Annotated in this window: 2 protein-coding genes; both read right to left on the bottom strand. The window is 67.9% G+C overall.

Annotation, left to right across the window (positions count from 1 at the left end):
* A partial coding sequence (locus AC1D1W_RS20485; protein ID WP_476944674.1) for a PEP/pyruvate-binding domain-containing protein occupies positions 1–1,751 on the bottom strand: 1,751 nt, incomplete at its 3' end.
* Between the two features lie 237 nt (positions 1,752–1,988).
* On the bottom strand, positions 1,989–2,475 hold a 487-nt coding region (locus AC1D1W_RS20490), incomplete at its 5' end, for a DUF2382 domain-containing protein (RefSeq protein ID WP_476944675.1).

Genomic DNA, 2,475 nt, shown 5'->3' on the forward strand with positions numbered 1-2,475 from the left:
GGGTTATAGACCGCATGGCCGAACCGGCCGAGGTGCTCCTGGAAGCGGGCCTGCCATTGCTGCCAGGGTGCCGGGTCCACTCCGGCAGGCGGGAACCCGGTGCGTTGCGGCCCGGCCAGTGCGGCGGTGGGTTCGTTGAGGATCGCCGGAGCCAGCCCCGGGACGTCCCGGGCCCAGGCTGCGAGGTCGTACAGCGACTTCTCTGCGCGGATGGGTTCGCTGTCGTAACCGAGGAGGAAAGTCTGGGCGGGGGGATCGCCGTCGCGCCGAACGAACTTGTCGTAGTAGGCCCGGAAGGAGATTTCGCTTGTTGCGGCGATCGGAATGATGGACTGCACGGCCGTGTAGTACACCGTGCCGGCGTCAAGCAGCGTCTGCACACCCGCCAGCAGTTCCTCTCCGGAGAGCTCCCCGACGGGCTTCGCGGACCAGTCCTTGATCACCTGCTCGTAGCGGGGATGCGAAAATTCCCGCCAGCCCGCCACTCCCATATGCGCCTTGCCGCGGGCCAGCGCACGCATCGCCGTCAGCGATTTGCCCATCACCCGCCACATTCCCGAGTTGCGGTAATAGTAGTAGGCGTAGCCGTTGATAGTGGGCAGCCCGACGTCGTCCTCGCGGATGACCTCCTTGCCGACGGCGCCGGCCATCAGGGCCCTCAGCGACCGTGACACCGAGCCGTCAATGAGGTCGGCGAACAGCGGCGAGAGGGGGTCGGGCAGCTGCTCAACGATGCTTGCCCGGAAGTAGAGCCCGTGCCGGTAGGGCACCGGCCAGGTGTCCGGGATGTCGGCTGCCGGGTCGGGCAGCGCGGTGATGGGCCGGGATTGCAGGATGAAGAACTCGCCACCGGCGCGTGCCCACTCGATATCCTGCGGCGTCCCGAAATGCTCCGTAATCCGTGTTCCGTAACCGGCCAGCTCGGCCGCCGCCCGGTCGTCCAATACGGCCTGCCGGCGGCGCGTCGCCGGCACCGGCTGCTCCAGGGTGCCGCGCTCCGCGTTGACGGTCATGACCTCCTTGTCAGCTGTCCGGCGGGACAGCACACGGCCCGTCCCGGCTTCGACGACGACGTCGTCCGTGGTGACCGATCCGCTGACAACGGACTCGCCCAGGCCCCACGCGGCACTGATCACCGTCTGGTCGCGGCGCCCGTTGGCCGGATTGGCGGTGAACATCACCCCGGCCGCCTCGGCGTCGACCATCTGCTGGACCACGACGGCGAGGCGCACCGTGTCCGGGTCGATGCCTTCACGGGCGCGGTAGGCCATGGCACGCGCTGTCCACAGGGAGGCCCAGCACTCAATCACGGCCGCGGCCACAGCCTCCGTCCCCCGGACGTTGAGGTAGGTTTCCTGTTGCCCGGCGAAGCTGGCTGAGGCGAGGTCCTCGGCCGTGGCGGAGGAGCGCACCGCCACGGCTGTGTCTGCGTCGCCTAGCCTTCCGTAGGCGCCGCCGAGTTCCGCCGCGATGGCGTGTGGCATGGTGCCGCCGGTGAAAAGGGCGCGGATCCGTTTCGAGGCTTCCTCGTAGTCCTGTGGCGCCGCGTGCGGCGACAGAACAGCCAGTTCATGGATGCCGGCCTCGAGATGGTTGGCAGCCACATAATCCGCGTAGGCTGCGGTGTTCAACACGAACCCCGGCGGGACCGGCAGTCCTCCCTGGCTGAGGCCGCCCAGACCGACGCCCTTGCCGCCTGCCGCGGCGACGTCGCCGCGCCCCACATCGTCGAAGTTGTTGATGTAGGTCATGACCTCGAGTCCTTTCCGCCCGGAGCCAGGCTCCGTGGTTCAGCCTGATTCCCAACATACTGGCACTGCCGCAGGCGAGAGGCCATAGCCGTACCGGTGGGCAGGGGATCCCAATAGCCCCGCCGGCGGAGGGGTGCGGCCGGGGGCCACCAATCGCTCGCACCCCCGTTCCGACAACAAGATGCCCGGGGCTATGGGTCGCAGCCCTTGCCCGGGGCATCTAAACAATCCGCATGTTCAGCCGCGGCCGGCGTCGGTGCCCTCGGTGCCCTCGGAGCCCTCGCTGTCCTCGCCGCTTTCGCCGTCAAAGTGTTCCTTGTGGACCTTCTCACGGATGGTGACTTCATCTGCGACCGTTTCAGTAACGATGCGGACCCGTTCAACCGGGACGGTCTCCTTGGTCACTATGACGCGCTCTTCGTGAAGGATTACCTCGTCGTCGCTGGCCGGTCGGTTCGAGACCTCGCCGCGGTCTTCCTCGGCAATCGGTTCCCGCTCGATTCGAACCTCTTCGCGTTGCACTGGCACCGTCCTGGTGACGGTTTCCGTCGTGACGTATTTGCGCAGGCGCCCCCGGCCCGTGGCGTCGCGGGTTCCGGCGCGGTCGATTCCGGTGGTGTCCTGYCGTGTCGTGGGTGGCGTTGCGGCGTCGGTGGTGGGTGTCGCTGTGCCRTATCCGGCTGTGCCCGTGGCGTCGGGGGTCTCGGCGCGGTCGGTATCAGTG

The organism is Arthrobacter sp. P1_B4 (assembly GCF_056406555.1).